General features: G+C 65.5%; 10 protein-coding genes. 4 read left to right on the top strand and 6 right to left on the bottom strand.

What is annotated here, in order from left to right:
• Window positions 1-85 precede the first annotated feature (85 nt).
• The 6 genes from M2397_RS07765 to M2397_RS07740 form a co-directional block, all read right to left on the bottom strand.
• Window positions 86-1780 (bottom strand): ABC transporter ATP-binding protein, encoded by a 1695-nt coding sequence (locus M2397_RS07765; RefSeq protein ID WP_184742247.1) that lies wholly within the window; start codon window positions 1778-1780, stop codon window positions 86-88.
• The gene (locus M2397_RS07760; protein WP_079443802.1) at window positions 1777-3504 is read right to left on the bottom strand and encodes an ABC transporter ATP-binding protein; all 1728 of its coding nucleotides are present in this window, start codon (window positions 3502-3504) and stop codon (window positions 1777-1779) included. The genes M2397_RS07765 and M2397_RS07760 overlap by 4 nt, the downstream gene beginning before the upstream one ends.
• On the bottom strand, window positions 3501-4550 hold the full coding sequence (locus M2397_RS07755) for a Gfo/Idh/MocA family oxidoreductase (protein WP_259242581.1): 1050 nt from the start codon (window positions 4548-4550) through the stop codon (window positions 3501-3503). Before M2397_RS07755 ends, M2397_RS07760 begins: the two co-directional genes overlap by 4 nt.
• Complete coding sequence (locus M2397_RS07750; protein WP_259242580.1) at window positions 4547-9868, bottom strand: non-ribosomal peptide synthetase; 5322 nt, start codon at window positions 9866-9868, stop codon at window positions 4547-4549. Before M2397_RS07750 ends, M2397_RS07755 begins: the two co-directional genes overlap by 4 nt.
• A complete protein-coding gene (locus M2397_RS07745; RefSeq protein ID WP_259242579.1) occupies window positions 9865-14136 on the bottom strand; it encodes an amino acid adenylation domain-containing protein in 4272 nt (1423 codons plus the stop codon). Before M2397_RS07745 ends, M2397_RS07750 begins: the two co-directional genes overlap by 4 nt.
• A gap of 155 nt (window positions 14137-14291) precedes the next feature.
• Window positions 14292-15185, bottom strand: coding sequence for an AraC family transcriptional regulator (locus M2397_RS07740; RefSeq protein ID WP_017849084.1), 894 nt, complete (start codon window positions 15183-15185; stop codon window positions 14292-14294).
• Between the two features lie 222 nt (window positions 15186-15407).
• Between M2397_RS07740 and M2397_RS07735 the strand changes: the two genes are divergently transcribed.
• From M2397_RS07735 to M2397_RS07720, 4 genes are read left to right on the top strand one after another with little or no spacing between them, the layout of a single operon-like run.
• Complete coding sequence (locus tag M2397_RS07735; RefSeq protein WP_259242578.1) at window positions 15408-17063, top strand: (2,3-dihydroxybenzoyl)adenylate synthase; 1656 nt, start codon at window positions 15408-15410, stop codon at window positions 17061-17063.
• Complete coding sequence (locus M2397_RS07730; protein WP_034113717.1) at window positions 17060-17830, top strand: thioesterase II family protein; 771 nt, start codon at window positions 17060-17062, stop codon at window positions 17828-17830. The genes M2397_RS07735 and M2397_RS07730 overlap by 4 nt, the downstream gene beginning before the upstream one ends.
• Complete coding sequence (locus M2397_RS07725; RefSeq protein WP_079443797.1) at window positions 17827-18132, top strand: isochorismate lyase; 306 nt, start codon at window positions 17827-17829, stop codon at window positions 18130-18132. The genes M2397_RS07730 and M2397_RS07725 overlap by 4 nt, the downstream gene beginning before the upstream one ends.
• A complete protein-coding gene (locus tag M2397_RS07720; RefSeq protein WP_259242577.1) occupies window positions 18129-19526 on the top strand; it encodes an isochorismate synthase in 1398 nt (465 codons plus the stop codon). The genes M2397_RS07725 and M2397_RS07720 overlap by 4 nt, the downstream gene beginning before the upstream one ends.
• The last annotated feature ends 27 nt before the right edge of the window (window positions 19527-19553 follow it).

The following is a 19553-nucleotide window of genomic DNA, read 5'->3' as shown; positions in this document are numbered from 1 at the left end:
TGACATTGCCCAGCCTCTTTATCGATAATAATTCGCATTAGTATCGTTTAAACGAACGCTGCGACTTTTCGATTAAGGGACTTTTTCAATGGCTGCCCGGCAGGTTTTGCTCGACGAACTGCGCATACCAGCGGTGCGTGGCCAGCAACTGCTCATGACCGCCGCAGCCACTGACGCTGCCGCCTTCCAGCACCAGGATCTGATCGGCACCGCGCACCAACATCGGGTTGTGCGACACCAACACCACGGTGCGCCCGCCATGCAGCGCCTGCAGGCTGCGATTGACCCGTGCTTCGCAGCGCGCATCGAGGCTGGCGGTGGGTTCGTCAAGCAACAGGATCGGCGCCGGGGACAGCAGCGCGCGCGCCAGGCCGACCCGTTGCCGCTGGCCGCCCGAGAGTAATGCGCCGCCCGGCCCCACCTCACTGTGCCAACCCTGCGGCAGGCTGCTGAGCACCTCATCCAATGCAGCATCCTTGGCGGCGTGTTGCAGTTGCGCAGGCGTGGCTTGCGGCCGGGCCATGCTGACATTCCACAGCAGGCTGCCGGCAAACAGTCCGCTGTTCTGGAACACTTGCGTGAGGTGGTTGGCCAAGGTGTGTTCGCTTAGCTGGCGAATGTCCACTTGGCCGAGTCGTACTGCGCCGGTCTGCGGGTCCATGCCACGCCCCAGCAAGGCCAGCAGAGTACTTTTACCCGCGCCCGACGGACCGACAATCGCCGTGAACGTTCCCGGCGCGCAATGGATGTCTACATCCTTGAGCAACTGCTCGCCGCCTTCGCCGCAGATATTCAAGCCTTGCCCTTGCAAACTTGCATCCTGAGGCTGCTCTCCGGGGTGCGGGCTGTGCAGCGTCGGCATGGCCAACACCGCGAGCACTTGAGATAACGCCTGCCACGCCATACGCAAAGCCTGGTCCAGGTAAGCCAGTTGCGACAGCGGTTCGATGAAGCGCACCAGCAACACCAACACCGCCACCAACAGCGCGCCGGATAACTGCCCCGCCGCCACCGCCAGCACGCCACCTGCCAACACCAGCGAAAACACCACCTGCACCGCCGCCGCAAAGCCAAGCCCGCTGGGCAGCGCGCGGCGGTTGAGACGGTGCGTGGCCTGGTGTTGCTCGTGCAAGGCCTGACGCAACGCCAACTGGCCCTGGCTGGCATCACCGGCGCTGCGGATCAAGGCCTGTTGCTGCGCGAATGTCTGCAACAGCTGCCCGGCGCGACGGTCGACTTGCTGGCGCAGTTGCTCCAGCGCCAGGCTACGTCGCCCGGCCCAACGCAGCAGGGCGAACAACGGCAGATAAGCCAGGGCCAACGCCAGCGCCAAACGCGGTTCAATAAAGATCAGCCCCAGCACCACCATCGTCGGCGTCACCAGCGCCGTTACCAGCGGCGCCAGCAAGTGCGCCGGGATGCCCATGCTGTTGAACACCGGCCCGCGCACCAAGTCTTCCAACTGGCCCTGACGCGCCAATGGCAAGCGCGGCAGCTGTTGCACCAGTTGCGAGACCAGGCCGGCCGCCAACCCGGCTCCCGCCAGATAACCACGGCGCTGGGCAACGTAGCTGACCAAGGCCTGCAGCAACGTCAGCCCCAGCAACAGCAGCACACTTGGTTGCACACTCTGTTGATCGAACCAGGCCAGTATCAGCGGCACCAGCGCCAACCCCGCCAAGCCATCCAGCACGGCGGCCAGTAGCATCCACCCCAGAGCGCCGCGCAGTACGCGCCGGGCCTGGTCGGGCAAATGACGCAACGGCGAAAGTACACTCATGACACGAACTCCAGTTGATCGGCCGTCGACATTTGCTCGTCCCACAGCTGGCGGTACAGACCGTCCACGGCCAACAACTGTGCATGACACCCGCGCTGCACAATGCGCCCTTCGCAGAGCACCAGGATCTGCTCGGCATGGGCGATGGTTTCCAGGCGATGGGCGATGATCAGCCGCGTGCGCCCGGCCGCGTCGTCACGCAGTGCAGTACGCAAGGCGCGCTCGGTCTGCGGGTCGGTGGCGGAGGTGGGTTCGTCGAGCAACATGATCGGCGCACGCGACAGCAGCGCCCGCGCAATCGCCAGGCGCTGCAATTCGCCGCCGGACAGCCGCACATCATCGTCCACCACGCTGGCGTAGCCCTTGGGCAACCCCATGATCCAGTCATCCAGGCAGGCCGCCTTGGCCGCGGCGCGAATCTGTTTTTCACTGGCGTGGGGCTGATACAGGGCGATGTTTTGCGCCAGTGACAGGCGCAATGCCCCCGCCTGCTGAAACACCAGCGCCAGATGCTGCTGCAATTGGCGGCTGGCGATCTGCCGAACATCCACCCCGCCCACGCGCACATGCCCGCTGTCGACGTCCATAAAGCGGGCGATCAAACCGGCCAAGGTGCTTTTTCCCGCGCCGGACGGCCCCACCAGCGCGGTGGTAGTGCCCGGCTCCAGGCGCAGGTTGATCGCCTTCAGTACCGTGACATCGCCCTGGGAGAAGCTCACATCGAGCATCTCCACGCTGGCGTCCCGAGGCGATTGCGGCGCGTCGGGTTCGATCAACGGCGGTGTACTCAACACCTCCTGTAGGCGCCGGGCACTTGCGCGCGCGTTGTTCAGCGCATCAAAGCCGTGCCCCAGCGCCAATACCGGCGCCGCCATGGCGCGCACCAGCAGCAAAAAGCCGCACACCTGCACGGCGCCCACTTCGCTCACGCCGATAAATAGTGTGCCAAGTACCACCCAGGCCAACAGCCACGGTGCGCTGAGCAGGACCTGGATCAGCGCAGCAAGATGACCGGCGCGGCTCACCCAATGGCTGAAGCGCTGATCAAACTGCTGCACCGCCTCTTGCACACGGCGATGAATGCCCGCGCTGGGAAATTGCCGGACCAGGCCCAGGTTGCCGGCGAACTGGCTGTAGTCGCTGAACAACCGCTGGATTGCGCCATTGCGCTGGGCCACGTCCTCGCGGTAATGCGCCGAGCCCAGGCGCCAATAGCCCAGCACGCCCAATGCCAACGGCAGCAGGCACCAGAGCGCCAGGGCACTGTTGCTCCACAGCAGGTAGGCCAGGGTGGCCATGGGAATCAACAGCAGGTTGACCAGGTCGGTCGGCGCATGGCCCACCAGTTGGTGCAAGGCCCGCACATCCTGCTCGGCGTAACGGGTGACGCCCTCGGGCCCCAGCCGTGCAAACCAGCCCAAGGGCAAGCGTTGCAGATGCTCGGCCAGGCGCACGCGCAGACGGTCACACAGGTCGGCGTCCACCTGATGGGTCAGGTGCAAGGCCAGGGTCTGGCCGCACAACCACAGCGCTGACGCCACCACCGCCACCACCACCCAGTTCAGTGCCGAAGACGCCAGCGGCGGCGCCTGGCGCAAGCTGTCCGCCAGTTGCGCCAAGGCTATCAGCGGCAGCAGCGAGCAGATCCCGGCGACGGCCTGCAACGCGATCGCCGCCCCTAAGCGCGCACGGAAAGGACGCAGCATTTCGCTCAAGTGGCTCATCGGACGTGCTCCAATGCCTGGGCCAGGCCGGCCGCCGGTAACGTCAGCGACGGCTGCAGCGGGAACCCGAGCGCCGCCGTCACCTGCTGCCATAGCCTCACCACTTCCAGGCTGCGCTGTTGCAGGCGCGCCAGCCCCCCCCCCGTGATCAGCGGTTGCAATGCACTGGCCGCGGCTGTCGGCCAGACGCGGCGGTAAACCTGCGCCCAATCCGCCGCCGCGGCCTCCAACACTTCGGCGCACGGCAGCGGCTCATCGGCCTGCGGCCCAAACAGGTCGAACACCCCGTCGGCATCTTGCACCGGCGCACGCACGGCCGGCAGCCACAGCAACGGTCCGTGGGGCGAGGCCAACAGCAACGTGCCGCTGTCAGTGGCGATGCTGATGCGCTGCAGCCTCTGCATGCGCCCGTCATCATTGGCGGCCAACTCATTGAGCACGCGCAACGACACCGGCACTTGCGCCATGACCAAGCTGATATCCCGCCAGGCCGACAGCGCCGGTGCCACGCAGTCCACCGACCATGGGCCTACCGATTCCAACAGCGCCGCCAGCACATCGAGGGTCGCGTAACTCACCTGCACCGCGCAGTCGGCGTCGATATGGCGAATGCCCTGTTGACGATGCAGCTGCCGCGCCAGCTCGATGAACCGCGCCACGCACGGCAACTGCGGGTAGAAACTGTTGAGCAGGCAGCGCCGATGCAGGCGCGCCGCCGTGCTCAGCAAGTCTTGCAGTTCCTGGGGCAGCAACGGGTGCTCGATCAGCACATCAATGCCCCGCTCCATCAGCGCTTGCGCCAAGGCGGGGCCCTGTTCGCCCCTTGCTGCGCCGCCCACCGCCACGCAGGCCAGTTGTGTGTCGGCGGGTACGTGGGCCAAGGCCTCGAAACACGGCACTTCGAGATAGCGAGCCAGTGCGCGGGAGCGACGGCTGCCCTGCCCCAGCACCCCGACCAGTTCCAGGTGCTCGGCCGCAGCCACACCAACGGCGTAGAACTGGCCGAAGCGCGAGCCCACCACCAGGGTTTTCACAGGCATAGTCATGGGCGTTCCTCCAGCAAGTAACGACTCAGCCCGGCGTTCAAGCACTCGAAGTGATTGCCGCGCAGGGTCTGCACAGTCAGCGGCGCCAACGACGCCGCCTGCCACCAGGCCTGCAGAGCGGCCTGATGATCGGGGATCAACGGGTTGGCGACACTCGGCACAAACAGGCGGATGGCGCCCACATACGGCGCGCCGTCGCTGTAGTGGCTGGCGCGCACGGAATGAGCGAACACCCGATACAACTGCTCATCGGCAATGCCCTTGGCCGCCGCCAGTACGCGGGATTTGAGCGCAGTGGCGTCCAGATCCAGGTGTTTGTCGAGCAACGGTTCAGCCGCCGGCAACCCCAGCGCAGCGGTGTCCAGCCCCAGGGTGCCGGCGAAGCTGTAGAGCATCTGCACTTCATCCTCCACCAGGTACGGAATGCGGTAGCTCGATACGATGTCCACCCGACGCACCTCGGCGCCCAATTGCAGCAGGGCCTTGGCCAGCTCCAGCGTTACTAGCCCGCCGGAGCAGTAGCCCAGCAAGTCGAAGCGGCGCCGGCCGCTGTCCCACAGCGCCTGGGCATACCGTTTGCCGAGGGTGGCGTTGATATGCTCCGGCGGCAGGCTCAAGTAATCGTCGCTGTCGTGCACCGCCAATCCCAGCAACGGGCCGCTGCCGGCCAGTTCGGCGATCAACCCGCGATACGGCAGCAGCGTGCCGAGCCCTTCATGCACCAGCACCCGCGCTGTGCCTTCACCCGCGGCCAGTTCCGTCAGCGCATCCACCCGCCCGCGCCCACCCAGCGGCGCACGGCGGGGGTCCGTGGAGGGCACCACTGCGGGGGCTTCACTGCTCGACTCACTGCGCAAGCGCTGGGCCAGGCCTTCCGGGGTCGGCTGGCTGAGAGCCCAGCGCAACAGGCGGTCGAAGGGTTGCGCACGGGCCAATGGCTCTTGCTCGCGCAAGCCGGCGATCAATTGCGCGATCAGCAGCGAGTCACCACCGGCGCCGAAGAAATCCTGATCCGCCGACACCCCACTGCAATCGAGTACTCGCTCCCAATGCGCGATCAAGCGCTGCACCAACTCATCCGCCACTTCCGTGCGCGCACGGCGTGCCGGTTCGAGCTGGCGCTGCTCGGCTTGGGTGGTCAGCGCGCGGCGGTCAATCTTGCCATTGGCGGTGACCGGCAAGCGGTCGAGTATCCGCACCTGCGCCGGCACCATATAACGCGGCACGCGCTCGGCGATGAAGGCCAGCAACGTCTCCTGGCTCAGTAATGGCCGGTCGGTTTTCACGCGTGCGACCAACAGGTCGTAGCCCAGCAGGTGCAGCACACTGTCGGCCGATGCCAGCGATTCGGCCTGGTCGCCGGCCTCGCTGTTCAGCCACGCCAGCCACTGGTCCGTATGCACGAACAGCTGCCCGGTGGCGGCGCGCACGTCCTGCGGCGTCTCCATCATCAGGCTTTGGCTAATGCTGATTTCGCGGTGTTCGCGGGTCAGTTCCTGGATCACCAGCCAGGCATCGGCTTGCAGCAATTGGCGTAACCCGGCGAGCAGGCGCGTTGTATCCAGGGCGTTGTTCAATGCGCCGGAGCTGAGCAGCAGGTCCAGGGACCCCGCGGCAAGCCCTTGTTCGCAGGCGGGTTTGTTCATGTCGAACGGCATGAAGCGCACCCACGGATACGCGGCAAAGCGTTCGCGCGCAGCGTTAAGGAAATAGCTCGACACGTCGGAAAACACGTAGTCGATCTGCACCCCGTCCGCTACCAACGGCGCCAGCGCGGGGATGATCAGCGCACTGGCGGCACCGGTGCCGGCGCCCACTTCCAGGATGCGCCAGCGGCGCTGGCTCTGGCGCGCAACGATCGCGCAAACCGCCTCGGCCATGGCCCGATGCAGCACTTGGGCATGCTGGCCACGGCTGTACATCGCCTCGGCAATATGTGCCGAGCCCTGCGGGAACATCAGGCTTGCCGGGCTCAGGCGCCCGTCCAATTGCTCGGCCAGGCGGGTCGCGCTGGTGCGCAGGTAATCGACTAATTCCAGCGGCCAAAGACCGCTCGGCGCCAGACGGGCGAACTGTGCCCAGGCATCGTCCTGACTCAGGTCAGCCGTGCTGACCTGGCAGCGCCAACCGTCATTGTCTGCACACAGGTAGCCGCTGTCGGTCAACAACGTAAGCCAATGCCGCAACAGGCGATGCTGACCGGCGTCGAGTTGCAAGGCCTGGCACAGCGAGTCGAATGCCACGGACTGCCCCGGGATCAGCAAGCCACTGCCGCCCAACCAGTGCAGCAACGACACATCCGCCGCCCGATCCAGCGCAGCCAGTGCTGCTTCGATGGCGGCGCGCGGGCCGAAATCCGCGTGTTCAAGGGTGTGGCGTGCCTGGCGCAGGACTTCGCCCAACTGCGTGCTCAGGTGAGGCGCAGGCGCGTTGGTGTGCAGGGTGACGAAGCTGCACAGCGAACGTTCGTGACGCTCGCCGAGCAACACCGTGGTACTCGCGGCGATCTGCGGATGGGCCAGCCAGCCCGCGTCGATTTCCGCCAGTTCGATGCGGTGACCGCGAATCTTCACCTGGTCATCCTGGCGCCCAAGAAACTCGATCAAGCCTTCCGCGTCCAGGTAACGCCCCTGGTCACCCGTGCGGTACAGGCGACGCCCGCTGGCATGGATGATGAACCGCTCGGCGCTGCGTTGCGGGTCTTCGGCATAACCCAGGGCCAGGCCGAGTCCGCCGATATGAATCTCACCACGCACGCCCACCGGGCACTGGCGGCCCAGCGCGTCGAGTACTTCCAGGGTCTGGTGCTTGAGGGGCCGGCCGTAGGGGATGCTTGGCAAGGCCGTATCTTCGGCACGAATGGGATGCTCCACCGACCAGATCGCCGCTTCGGTGGCGCCGCCCAGGCTGAACAACTGGCTTTCGGGCCAGCGTTGCCACCAGCGGGTCGGCAGCGTGGTGGGAATCCAGTCGCCGGACCACAGCACACAGCGCGGCCCGGGGATTGCGCCGGGCTCGGTCTCCAGGTAATCCACCAGCATCTGCCCTTGTGCGGGCACCGAGTTCCACAAGGTGATGCCGTGTTCCTGCATCAATTGCGCCCAATGCGAAGGATCGGCGCCGCGCTCGGGGTCGGGCAGCACCACCTGCGCACCGACCGCCGTGGCGCCGAAGAAGTCATACACCGACAAGTCGAAACTCAACTCTGCCAGGCCCAGCACGCGGTCATCGACGTTCACCGCGTAGCGCTGGTTGATGTCATCGAGGGTGTTGACCACCGCGCCATGGCTGAGCATTACGCCTTTGGGCGTGCCGGTGGAGCCTGAGGTGTAGATGATGTAGGCCAGGTCCGCGGCCTCTACCGCCAGCGGCACACGGGGTGGCCAATGCGGGTCGGCGGCAAGCGTATCGATGGCGATGCGCGGAAGTTCAAGGCTGTCCGGCCATGCCTGGGCTTGCAGGACAATCCCCGCAGCAATCCCCGCGTCGCGCAGGATCGCCTCGCGGCGCAAGGCCGGTTGGCGGATGTCCACCGGCACATAGGCCGCGCCCATCTGGGTAATGCCCAGCACCGCCATCAGTTGCCAGGCACTCTTGGGCAGCATCACCGCCACCCGCGCCCCCGGCTGCACGCCGAGCGCTTCAAGCGCCGTGCGCACCGCGGCGGCATGCTGGGCGACCTGACGATAGCGGTAACGGCCGTCGCGGTCGCTGATCACGAGGGCATCCGGAGTTCGCCGCGCCTGTTGGGCGAAGCCGTCGGCGATATTGCGCGCTGGGGCGCTGGCGTGGATTGGCGGGTTTGCCTGCTGCGCGGGCAGCACGATATCGCCACGCGCTTGCCACAATTGCGGGTCGCAGGCCAAGCGTTGCAGCAAGTCGACGTAGGCTGCGAACATCTGCGCGGCCATGCCCTCGGGCAACACGCCGATGCGGACATCCCAGCCGATCTGCAAACCGCCGTATTGGTCGCTGACCTGGCAGTCGATCCACACTTGCGGGGTTTGGCTGATCATGTAGCTGGGCGGCTGCAACACACGCCCGGCATCGCCGAGCATGCGTTCGACGCTGCCGATGCCACTGGTGAACACCACCGGCATCAGGTCGGCGCCACGCCCTCGCACACGGGCCAGTTCGCGCAGTACCTCAACGCCGGTGAAGCGGCTGTGGTCGAGGTCATCGAACAGCTGCGCGCCGATACGCCGCGCACGCTGGACAAAACTGGCGCCCTCGGTGCCGTCCACCGCGAGCAGGCTCAGCGCGGTGAAGTCTCCCACGACCTGGTCCAACTGCGGGTGCAGGTTCGGCCGGTTGAGCACGGTGAGGTTCAGGCAAAAGTCCGGGCTTTGGCTCCAGCGCCCGATCACCTCGACAAACGCGGCCAGCGTCACGCCCGCCGCGCTGAGGCCTTGGGCGCTGGCAAGGGCGCACAGGGCGTTCCATTGCCCGCTGCTCAACACGCCATGGTGGTGGGCGAAACGCGTGGAGCCCAAGCCCGCGTGCTCGCTCAGCGGCAGGTCCGGACGCCCGGGCAGGCTGTCCAGGCGCGCCAGCCACCACGCCTTGTCGGCGTGCCAGGCGGTGCTGCCGCGCGCTTGCTGTTCGTGCTCGAGGTAGTCGCGAAAGGTCGCTTCCAGCGCCGGCCAGTGGCGCGTCGGTTCCAAGTAGCGCTGGGTGAGTTCTGCCAGCAGCAGTTGCAGGCTGGCGTAGTCGAACAAGGTGAAATCCACCGAGCAATGCAGGATTGCCTGCTCGCGTCCCACGCTCAGTTGGGGCAGCAGGATCGGCCATTGATCGAGCGCATGGCAGGCATGGTCCAGGCGCTTGCGCACGCTGTTCAGGTGCGCCTCGAATGCCTCGGGCGTGGCGTCGCGGCGGTCATGCACCGGCAGCTGTTGCCATGGCACCTGGGCTTGCACACGTTGCTGATGGTTATCGACCACCGCGCGCAGCATCGGGTGACGTTGCACCACGGCGTTCCAGGCCTGTTCAAGGTGTCCGGTGTCGACGTTCGCCGGCCACGGGTATTCGACATACAAGTGGCAAGCGTTGCCGCCATAGTCAAAGGCCGGGTTGCGTCCCAGTACATAGGCGCCCTGTACCGCGCTCAAGGCGAAGGGTTGCAGCGCCTGCTCCGGCTGTGCGCGCCATTGTTGGGGCGCAAGATGCACCAGCAGCGCTGGCCGCTGGGCGCGAATACGCTCCGCCAGGGCTGAGTCCAATGCGCCTTGCGGCGCGCGAAAATGCAGCTTGCCGTCAGTGGCCCAGAGTTCGATCTGGCGTTCACGGCAGATGTGCAACACATCATCCAGGCTCATAACACGCCCTCCTCTATAGCCACTTCGCCGCTGCGCACCAGCAGCGCGGCCATGCCTGCCAATGTCGGCTGCAGGTAGAAATCGCTCATGCGCAGGCTGGCGCCCAGTTGTTCACGCACGCTGGCCAGCAGCCGCGTCGCCAGCAGGCTGTCGCCGCCCAGGCTGAAAAAGCTCGCCTGGGCGCTGCGCACCGGCCGTCCCAGGATGGCCTCCCAGCACGCTGCCAGGGGCTGTAGCTCGGCACTGAGTTCGCCGTCTTCGTTGTTTGCCGGTTGCCTGCGTTGCAACGCGGCGCTGAGGCTGGCGTGCAGGCGCGCGCGGTCGATCTTGCCGTTGGCATTCAGTGTCAGGCGCGGTACGGACCACAGATGCTCGGGCCGCATCGCCTGGGGCAAGCGTTGTTGCAGCCATTGGTCGAGGCTTTCAGCGGTCAGGGTTTCATCCGCCGCACGCGCACTCAACAGCAGCATCGCGGGGTTTTGCCACAGGCATTCCAGGTGGCGAAAACCGCTCTGGCCGAGCAGGTGCGCCAGTTCGGCAGCGTCAGGCAATACCGGCGCGCGCTCATCCAGCAGCGCCGCGCTGACCAGCCGCAACGGCGAGTCGCGCAGCAGGTCGGCCAGCAACAGGCGGCCTTGCGGCTTGAGCAGTGCCTGCGCCAGATTCAGCCCATCGCCGGGCTGAGCATAACTGTGCAAGGCCGCGAAGCTGATCACCACGTCGTACTGTGACCAGTGTTCAGCGGGCAGCACGCCCTCCACCAGCAATTGGCTCGCCACGCGCCGGCGCTTGCCCACGCTGGCCGCCAGCAGGCCGGGGCTGCTCTCGAACAAGGTCAGTTGCACGTCGCGCGAACTCGTATGGTTCAGCCATTGCTCCAGCAACTGCCCGCCGCGCACATCCAGCACCGCGACTTTCAGCGGTGTGCCGCTGTGTTGTTGGAGCGCCTGGCTCAGGGTGTCCAACACCTGGCGGCCCGCCGGCAGGTTCAACGCCATGGCCTGCGGTGCCAGCAACGGATCGAACAACACTTGCGAGGCGCCGTCTTCGGTGCGCAACAGCACCTGCAAGGCACCGACCATGCGGTGCAGATCCGCCTCGCGCCACCCTAAGTGCGCCAACGCGTCGTGCAGGCTGAGCGACTCGACATGCTCGGCCAGCCACTCGCGCCACGTGTCGAGCAGGGCGCTGGGCGGCGGGTCTTGCAGCAGGCGGCGCAACAGCTGCGCGGTGACCTGGTGTTCTGCGGCCAAGGTGTCGTCGAGCATCGAGACGGCCGGCAACGCTTGCGCCGATGCAGATTCAGGGCTGATCACCACGGCCGCGCCGAGGCTGCCGTTCAAGACCGCAGCACAGGCGCTTTCAATCCGTGGGTGGGCGGTGAGCGCCGCTTCGATTTCCCCCAGTTCGATACGCTGCCCGCGCAGCTTGACCTGCTGGTCCATGCGCCCGAGAAACTCAAGGGTGCCATCGGCCCAGAAGCGCCCGCGGTCGCCGGTGTGGTACCAACGCCCGTGCTCATCACTGCGAAAGCGCTGTGCGGTCAGCAGCGGGTCATTGCGATACCCCCGCGCCAGGCTTGCACCACCGATCAACAGTTGCCCGATCACCTGGTCCGGCACATCGCGCCCGGTGGCGTCCACCACCCGATACGCTTGGCCGGCCAAAGGCTTGCCATAGGGAATCGACGGCCAGTGGTCGGGGACCTCATCAATGCTTTGCAGGTTCGACCAGATACCCGCCTCGGTGGCGCCGCCCAGGCCATACACGCGGCACTGCGCGGTGGCGTGGCGCCGCAGGCGTGCGGCGAGGTCGAGGGCAATCCAGTCTCCCGACAGCAACACCGCCCGCAGGCTTCGGTAATCACAGGCATCGGCGCCGACGCCCAGGGCCATTTCCAGCAATGCCGGGGCCGAATTCCACAGGCTCACGCGGTGTTCGGCGATCAGTTGCGCCCAACGCGCCGCATCGCGGGTTTCTTCAGGTTGCAGCAGCACCAAGCGAGCGCCCTGCCCCAGCACGCCAAACAGGTCGTACACCGACAAGTCGAAATCCAGCGCCGACACGGCCAGCAGGCAATCATCCGGCGTGACCTGCAGTTCGGCCTGCACCGCGTCGATCGTGTTGATTGCGGCGCCATGGCAGACTTCAACACCTTTGGGAATGCCGGTAGAGCCCGAGGTGTAGATCACATACGCGCTGGCGCGCGACGATAGCGCTTTCGGCGCGGCCAATGGCGCGGACTGCTCAAGCACCGCCGGGTCAAGCCATTGCAGCGCGTTGCCCGGCGGCTGATCGGCAATCACTCGGGTGATGCCCGCAGCCGATTCGATCAGGCTGCGCCGCGCAACCGGCTGTGCGGTGTCCACCGGCACATAGCAACCACCGGCCGCCAGCACGCCGAATACCGCGGCGATCTGGCGAGGCCCACGCGGCAGGCAGACCTCCACCGCCTCGCCCTGACGCATGCCCGCCTCAAGCAAACCCGCCGCTATACGCAGGGCTTGAGTGGCCAGATCGTTATATGTCCAGCGTTGCGCGCCGCAGATCAGGGCGAGTGCGTCGGGTTGCCGGGCACTTTGGCGAAAAAAGTCTTCAAGCAGGCCACGCCCCGGCGCCAACGCCGGCAGGCTGTTCTGCTGGTCGCGGCACGCCTGTTGCGCCAGCGGCAACAACACCGGTTGCGGCTGGTTCCAGTCGCTGTCGGCGAGACGCTGCACCAGCTCGACATAGGCGCTGAACATCGCCTGCAGCACGCCTTGCGGGAACAGGTCGGCAACGCTGTCCCAGGCCAGCAGCACGCCGTCCTCAAGCCGATACAGTTGGTGGTCGAGCCACACTTGCGGGGTTTGCGAGAGCATGTCGTGCAGGTCGCCAAACACCTCACGAAAGCTGGCGGGGACAAAACCCGAATCGCTCAGGTTGCAGGAAAACACCACCGGCGCGGAACGCGGATGACCTTGGCGACGTGCCTCACGCAGCACTTCCAGCGCGGGAAACGCCGCGTGGTCGATGGTGGCGTGCAGGTCGCGCTGGTAGCGCCGGGCGCCTTCGGCAAACGGCAACTGCGGTGCGTCTTCACACGCCACCAGCAGCAAGGTGGTGAAGTCGGCGATCACCTGGTCGATGGATGGCTGGTCATCGTGACGGTCGAACAACGGCACATTGAGCAGGAAGCTCGACTGCTCACTCCAGCGTGCCAACACCGCGTTGAATGCCGTGGCGAACACGCTGGGCAACGTCAGGCCATGGGCAGTCGCCTGGCGTTGCAGGCGTTCGACTTCTGCGTGACTGAGTACGTAAGCCTGGCGGGTAAACCGTGGCGCACGGATCGATTCCGGGGCACAGGCCAGCGGCAGTGCGGGGCCGTCCGGCAACTGCGCAAGGCGTTGGCACCAATGCTCACGATCTCGCGCATACGCCTCTGCGCGACGTTGGCGGCGCCGGCCCAGGTAGTCGGCAAACTGCACGTCCGGCGCGGGCGCAAGCGCGGCCGGCGCCTGATAGGCCTGGCCCAGTTGCGCCATCAACAGGCGCAGGCTTTCCACGTCGACGGCCAGCAGGTCGACACTCAACCACACACGATCACGGCCTTCGGGCAACTGCACCAGGCCGACCAGCAACACCTGCCCCGCTTCCACGGCCAGGCATTCATGCGATCGCCATTCACGCAGCGCGTGCCAGGCGTCTTGCGCAACTGCTTGAGTGTGGTGGCGCCAATCCTGATGGTCGAAAACCGGCAATTGCGTTGCGCCAAGAATGCGTTGGCGGCCGTCGTTGAAACTGGCCCGCAACATCGGGTGACGCGCCTGCACGCACTTGACTGCCGCTTCCAGGCGTTGCGCATCGATGCCCTGGCAATCGAATTCCAGCCATGCGTGGCAACTGATATTGCCCAGCACTTCGGCGGGCCCGCGCCCCAGCCAGTACGCCTGTTGCACCGCGCTGAGTTCAAAACTGTCGTCGGCTGCGCTCAACGGGGCGACATCAGCCACCTCCACACGTCGCACCGCCTGGCCATGCAGCAGGCCAAGCCAGGCCGCGAGGCTGGGTTCGGCGCTGAGTTGGGCGAAGTCGACCCGCAACCCATGGCTGCGCAGGCGCTCCTGCAAGTACATCAGGCGGATGGAATCCACCCCGCAGCCCAAGAGGTTTTCCTCATCGCCCAGGCTGTCGATTTCTTCCACGGTAGCGCCCAGCAACTGGGCAAGGTGTTCGATCAGCCATTTGCGCAGTGCGGTGGTGTCTGCTGTTGTCAGCTCGCTCATGAAAAGCTTCCTGTGACCCGTCTAGATAAAGTCCCTGGCTCACCAAGATGGAAGCCATTCTCAATTGGAACTCTATCGCAAGCGGTTTTTCAGAAAGCGCTCAGGGCTTTAGATAAACAGGCCTTTTCATTCGATTCAGAGACACCGTGCCGTGATCAACGGATTTCGCTGGGCGATACACCGTAGCGTTTGCGAAAGGCGATGGAAAAATGCGCCGGGCTGAATCCCACGCCATAGGCGACGGTAGACACATTGCTTTCCTCGTCGCTGAGCATGCGGTGGGCTTCGTTGAGACGATGTTCGTGCAGGTAGCCGAACACGCTGGTACCGAACACTTTGCGAAACCCCGCCGTCAGTTTGCGCGGGCTCATGCCCACGTGGCTGGCCAGGGCGTTCAGGCTGGGTGGTTCGAGCAGCGAGCGCACCAGACGGTCCCGGGCGGCGTGTACACGCTCCACATCCGACGAGGTGATGCGCAGCTTATGCTCCGGCTGCCCGCGCTCACCGAGCAGGAACTGCGCGCTCAACGCGGTCAACTCCAGCGCCTTGCCACCCAGGTACAACGAGCGGCTCGGGCCCTGCATCGGGCATGTTGCAATTTGCGTGGCCAGTGCCTGCATCGCGCGCGGAGCCGGGCGCACCATCATGTACGGGTCGCCGCCGCCACTGCTGAGCAGCTTGCGCGGGGCCAGGCCGAGATGGCGGTCGAGGGATTCGAGGTCCAGCTGGACGATGGTGTAGCGCAGTGGTGTGGTGGTGCCGTAGATCTGCGACGAGGTGAACTCGCCGTCGTTGACGATGGTGCACAGGCTCGGCCCCTTGATCGACTGCTCGCTGTGCCCGGGGATGCGGCACGACAGCTCGCCACTTTGCACCAGAATCAACTTGAGGCCGCGCTCCAGCGGGTCCTCGACCCAGTTTTCGCTGTCTGACCACAACGTGCCGGTGACCAGGGTCATGTGCGGGTCCAGGTAGACCGTTCCGGGTTGGTTGCCCTTGGGTTCGGCCTGCGTCTCTTGTCGACTGGGGGCGATGATCGTAATAGTCATTGGGTTTTCCCTTGATCCTGAGGCCATTACGCGGGGCCTGACCTGAATGAGGAGGAGGCTTTTAAACCGTAAACCTCCCTGTTTATAGCCGCTGTGTATTTCATCTAATGAAAAAGTCACAGGTCCGAAAGCCTTGGCGTTGAGAAGCGCTCGGCGAAGGACAATGATAATAGATCTCATTTAGACGCTTGTAGCCAATTATTTCTACAAATAGGGGATTCCATGTCATTGCACACCTGCGCACCCGATTCAGACAGCGTTGGCGACGCGCCCGACTGGCCTGCCGCGTTCGCCGAACGCTACCGCCAGGCCGGTTACTGGCAAGACCAGACCTTCGCTCAGGCCCTCGATACGGTCGCCGCGCGCAACCCATCGGCCATCGCGATAACCGACGGCCCCTTGCACCTCAATTACCGCAGCCTGGCAGACCGGTGTCGGCGCCTGGCTGGCGGTTTGCACGCGCAAGGGATCGCAGAGGGCGACAATGTGGTGGTGCACTTGCCCAACGGCACTGCGTTTATCGAAGTGTGCTTTGCGTTGTTCCGCCTGGGCGCCCGGCCGATCCTCGCCCTGCCCGCCCACCGTCAACATGAGATCGGCGGCTTTTGTGGGTTTGCCCAGGCCTCCGCCTACATCGGCTGCGCTCAATTGGAGGGCTTTGATTGCCGCTCGATGGCGCGCCGACTGGCCGCTGCCAACCCGCTGTTGCGCCACGTGGTGATCGACGGCGATGCGCAGGAGTTCACCGTGTTGAGTGAGCTTTACAACAGCGCGCCGCTGGAACGGGACGCCGGTCGCGCCGACGCCGTGGCGTGTTTCCAGCTGTCGGGAGGCACCACCGGCACGCCAAAGTTGATCCCGAGGCGGCACGCCGAATACCTCTATAACGTGCGCGCCAGCAGCGAAGTCTGCGAACTGGATGCGCGCACCGTTTACCTCACCGCGTTGCCCATGGCGCATAACTTCACCCTGTGTTGCCCGGGTGTGATCGGCACCCTCCTGGCCGGTGGGCGCGTGGTGTGTACGCGCCGCTCGGACCCGGAGTCCTGCTTTGCGCTGATCCGCGAGCAGCGGGTCACCGTCACCGCCTTGGTGCCGCCGCTGGCGATGCTCTGGCTGGACGCCCAGGACCAGCGCCAGGCCGACCTGTCCAGCCTGCGCGTGCTGCAAGTGGGCGGTGCGAAATTGCTCAGCAGCGCGGCAGAACGGGTCACGCCGACGCTGGGCTGCACCTTGCAACAAGTGCTGGGCATGGCCGAGGGGTTGTTGTGTTTTACCCGCCTGGATGACCGCCCGGATCTGCTGCTGCATACCCAGGGCCGTCCGCTGAGCGCCGATGACGAAGTACGAATTGTCGATGAACAGGGCCAACCGGTGCCCGAGGGTGAAGTGGGTGAACTGCAAGTGCGCGGCCCCTACACCATTCGCGGCTACTATCGCCTGCCCGAACACAATGCCCGGGCGTTCACCGCCGATGGATTCTATTGCAGCGGTGATCGGGTCAGGCGCACCGCCGACGGTTACCTGGTGGTCGAAGGTCGTGACAAGGACCAGATCAACCGCGGCGGTGAAAAAGTCGCTGCCGAAGAAGTGGAAAACCTGCTGATCGGCCATCCCCAGGTACACGACGCCGCACTGGTGGCGATGCCGGATGCGGTGCTCGGCGAATCCACCTGTGCCTTTATCGTCGCCCGTGACCCGGCGCCCTCGGCCTTCGCACTCAAGCATTACCTGCGCGGCCACGGCCTGGCGGCGTTCAAGGTGCCGGATCGTATCGAGTTCGTCGCACACTTCCCGCACACCGGCGTGGGCAAAGTCAGCCGCAAGGACCTGCGCGAGCGCCTGCGCCAGGCCTGGCTGCAGAGTGCCGCTTCGTGAGCCTGCACGACAAACGCTGGGTACGCGCTTATCGACTCACGCCCATGCCACGCTGGCGATGGGTGTGTTTCGCGCATGCCGGGGGCAGTGCGAGTTTCTTCCGCGACTGGGTCCACGCTCTGCCCGCCGACATCGACCTGTTGGCCATCCAATACCCGGGCCGCGAAGACCGTTTCAGCGAGCCGTGCCTGACCGACATGCAGCGCCTCGCCGACGGTGCCGCGCACGCGTTGTCGTGTTACGCCGACCGGCCGCTGGTGTTGTTCGGCCATAGCCTGGGCGCGGTGGTGGCGTATGAAGTGGCGACGCGCCTGGAACAACGGGCAATCGCCGTCGACCACCTGTTCGTGTCCGCCCACCCGGCGCCGCAGCGCCAACGCGGCGGGCAGTTGCACCTGGGCCCCGACGCGGCCTTGCTGGACGATGTGCGGCGCCTGGCCGAGCGCCCCAATGCGTTGCTGGAGAACCCGGCCCTGTGCGAATTGTTCCTGCCCGGCTTGCGCAACGATTACCGCATCGTTGAAACCTACACCTGCGCACAACCGCGGCCACTCAAGAGCCGCATCGGGGTGTTCTACCCCGAGCAAGACCCGGAAATCGAGCTTGATGAAGCCATGGCCTGGCAAGCCGCCAGCCACCGGCCACTGCACCTGCAGCGCTGGCAAGGCGGACATTTTTACCTGGTCGAACAGCGCCAGGCACTCATCGACGCCATCGTCGCGACGCTGTCGACCCCATCGCCCTCCTTGAAGGAAACCTGTCAATGAAAACCCCCGACGCCTGTGATGGCCTGCAGGACATTCGTCACGCCATCGATTCACTGGACCACCAGATCATCGACCTCATGCGCCAACGCATGACTTACGTCAAAGCCGCCGCGCGCTTCAAGCCGACCGAAAGCAGCATCGCCGCGCCCGAACGCGTTGCCCAGATGCTCCCGCAACGCCGCGAGTGGGCCGAGCAGGCCGGGCTGGACCCGCACTTCGTCGAAACCCTGTTTGCCCAGATCATCCATTGGTACATCGGCCAGCAAGTGTTGCACTGGCGCGCGATGAGAACGCTGGCATGAGGGCCTTTGCACAGTTGCACGCCCATGCCGAGGGGATGACCGAGGTGTTCGAGCACGCCCAGCGGCGTGCCGTCGAACAAGGTGAGCCGGTGTTGGCCAGTTACTCGATGAGGATCGCCCCGCTGGACTTGCTGGCACTGTTTGGCAGCGTCGACCAACCTGGCGCCGAGTGCCTGTTCTGGCGGGCGCCGGAAGACGACAAAAGCCTGTTCGGCTGGGGGGTGGCGGCGGAACTGAGCAGCGCGGGCCCTCAGCGTTTTGCCTCGGTCGATGCGCAATGGCGACACTGGCTGCAAAGCGCGGTGATACACGGCCCGCTGGCGCCTTCGGTGTGCGGCGGCTTTCGATTCGATCATCAGGTCAAGGCCAGCCCCGCCTGGCAGGGTTTTGGCGATGCGTCCCTGTGGCTGATGACGCTATTGCTGGTGCGCGACGGTGCAGACTGTTGGCTGGTGTGCCAACAGCGCGTCGCGCCCAGCGATGCGGCACGTTGCTGTTGCGAGCACGTACTGAAGGAGTGGAACACGCTGATGGATCGCTACCTCAGCGGCGCGCCCCCGACGGCTGCACGGCAGCACACCCGCGACCAGAGCCTGCCGCGGGCCTGCTGGGAAAGCAAAGTCGCGCATGCCCTGGACGTGTTGCGCGACACCGCGTTGAACAAGGTAGTGCTGGCGCGGGAAGTGGTCAGCGAATTTTCCCGGCCTATCAGTGCCGGGCGCACCGTGGCTGCCCTGGCAATCAACGACCCCACGGCGTACTTGTTTGCGTTTCGACGCCACCACGCGTGTTTTATCGGCGCCTCCCCAGAGCGCCTGGTCAAACTGCACAACGGTCACCTGCAAACCCTGGCGCTGGCGGGCACAGCCCGGCGCGATCCCTGCCCGGAGCAGGATGCGCAACTGGCGCAAACGCTGCTCGGCTGCCAGAAGAACCAGCATGAGCATGCCGTGGTGGTGCAGATCATTCAGCGTGACCTAGCGCCCTGGGTACGCCCGTTGCACGTTCCCCCGGCGCCGCACATCAAGCGCCTCAGCCGCGTGCAGCACTTGGCGACGCTGATCGAAGGCGCACTGCGCCCGCAGAGCAGTTTGCTGGACATGGTCGCAGTCCTGCACCCGACGCCCGCCGTCGGCGGCCATGAACGCGGCCAGGCGCTGGAGCATATTCGCCAATTCGAGGGCTTTGACCGTGGCTGGTACGCGGCGCCGTTAGGCTGGCTGGATGCCCACGGCAACGGCGAATTCATCGTCGGTTTGCGCAGCGCCTTGCTCAACGGCAACCAAGCCCGTCTATTTGCCGGCTGTGGCATCGTCGAACACTCCGACCCTGCCAGCGAATACGACGAAACCTGCATCAAATTGGCGGGCATGCGCGCCGCGTTGCAGGTATAACCCGCTGCCCGATGCTTGAATCAAGGC

The organism is Pseudomonas sp. BIGb0381, from assembly GCF_024809815.1.
GTDB lineage: Bacteria > Pseudomonadota > Gammaproteobacteria > Pseudomonadales > Pseudomonadaceae > Aquipseudomonas.
The sequence above is the reverse complement of the archived record's forward strand: the minus strand, read 5'-3'. Positions and strand labels throughout refer to the sequence as shown.

Excerpts from the sequence above, each read along its gene's own strand:
- M2397_RS07750 (WP_259242580.1), bottom strand. The coding sequence starts at position 9,868 with ATGAGCCTGGATGATGTGTTGCACATCTGCCGTGAACGCCAGATCGAA.
- M2397_RS07745 (WP_259242579.1), bottom strand. The coding sequence starts at position 14,136 with ATGAGCGAGCTGACAACAGCAGACACCACCGCACTGCGCAAATGGCTG.
- M2397_RS07765 (WP_184742247.1), bottom strand. The coding sequence starts at position 1,780 with ATGAGTGTACTTTCGCCGTTGCGTCATTTGCCCGACCAGGCCCGGCGC.
- M2397_RS07740 (WP_017849084.1), bottom strand. The coding sequence starts at position 15,185 with ATGACTATTACGATCATCGCCCCCAGTCGACAAGAGACGCAGGCCGAA.
- M2397_RS07760 (WP_079443802.1), bottom strand. The coding sequence starts at position 3,504 with ATGAGCCACTTGAGCGAAATGCTGCGTCCTTTCCGTGCGCGCTTAGGG.
- M2397_RS07725 (WP_079443797.1), top strand. The coding sequence starts at position 17,827 with ATGAAAACCCCCGACGCCTGTGATGGCCTGCAGGACATTCGTCACGCC.
- M2397_RS07720 (WP_259242577.1), top strand. The coding sequence starts at position 18,129 with ATGAGGGCCTTTGCACAGTTGCACGCCCATGCCGAGGGGATGACCGAG.
- M2397_RS07755 (WP_259242581.1), bottom strand. The coding sequence starts at position 4,550 with ATGACTATGCCTGTGAAAACCCTGGTGGTGGGCTCGCGCTTCGGCCAG.
- M2397_RS07735 (WP_259242578.1), top strand. The coding sequence starts at position 15,408 with ATGTCATTGCACACCTGCGCACCCGATTCAGACAGCGTTGGCGACGCG.